Source organism: Rhodococcus sp. CX (genome assembly GCF_015865005.1).
Classification (GTDB): domain Bacteria; phylum Actinomycetota; class Actinomycetes; order Mycobacteriales; family Mycobacteriaceae; genus Rhodococcus.
In genome coordinates this window covers 1-1,047 of the sequence record NZ_JADZGH010000032.1, presented here as the reverse complement: position 1 = coordinate 1,047, position 1,047 = coordinate 1, and the positions used below count along the sequence as shown (strand labels likewise).

At 64.1% G+C, this 1,047-nt stretch carries 2 protein-coding genes; both read left to right on the top strand.

The window, feature by feature from the left end:
- A partial coding sequence (locus I0Q12_RS02780) for a hypothetical protein (protein ID WP_231609884.1) occupies positions 1–371 on the top strand: 371 nt, incomplete at its 5' end.
- 475 nt (positions 372–846) lie between these two features.
- Positions 847–1,047 (top strand): hypothetical protein (locus I0Q12_RS31755; RefSeq protein WP_231609883.1); only part of this gene is annotated, 201 nt, incomplete at its 3' end.

Sequence of the window (1,047 nt, the reverse complement as noted above, 5' to 3'; positions counted from 1 at the left end):
CCATGCACGGGGTAGGAAGCAGCGCGGTCGTGCTCTACCCCCTCAACCCGCAGCACCTGCTGGTGATGTTCCACCCCGGCCTGCGCTACCGCGGCGATTATCAACTCGACGAACAAGAGACCCGAAGCGTCAACCACGAGATCATGGCCGCGGCGACCACGATGGTCTTCGAGAGACCGGGAGACGACATCACCGCCGGCCTGGAGGTGCCGGCCCGGACACTCCCCGAGCTGGACGACGACCAGGTGGCACAGCTCGACGACGCTGCCGCGTTGCAACTGATGCTGCGCGCGGTCAGCCCGCGGAGTCGGTGGGATGGGGTCCGGGACGCTCCGGATTGGCCGGTCCCGCGGTGGTACGGCATCAACTAACGGGCTCAGGGAAGGACGACACGTACGCGGCGGCTTCGTCGAGGGTGGAAAACGTCGAGACGGCCGCTGGGCTCGCACTCCGTAACCAGATGTGATGCAGGGGAACGTCCGTCGCTGTGCCTGGACTATGTGCGTAGTACAGGCCCTTGGCCTTGGCCGCGGTTCGGACCGTCTTGTCGGTGGGCTTCCGATTCCCTCCCCACACGTGTCCGTTCTGCCTCGCGAGGGCCTTGGCGGTGAGTTGGAGATCGGGGCGTATCCCCAGTTCCCTGGCCGCGTTGCGGAGGTCGGACCGGAGGGTCTTTCCGTCCTTCAGGATGAACCGGACCGCAGAGAGCGCCCACAGCATCGATGACGCGACGAAGCGGATGTGGGGCGCTCTGTCGAGTTCCGGGGGATGAGGGTCGAATCCGTATCCGATTGATCCAGGAGACTCGTCCAAATGGAGGTATTGGTCGGTCAGCGTGGGAGAGGCGTGGGTGAAGCCACAGAGGTACCGGTAGACCGCATACAGTTCGCTGCCACCCTCCAGATCCGCCAGCATTTCGGCGATCTTGTCTGCTTGATTTTCCGATGTCGACTCGATGCCGAGCGGGTCGGTACCTACAACCTTCTCGGCGAGCTGGTGATGCGGCTCAGCGAAGGTGCTCGCTTGTGCTCAACGAAAGTGCCCACT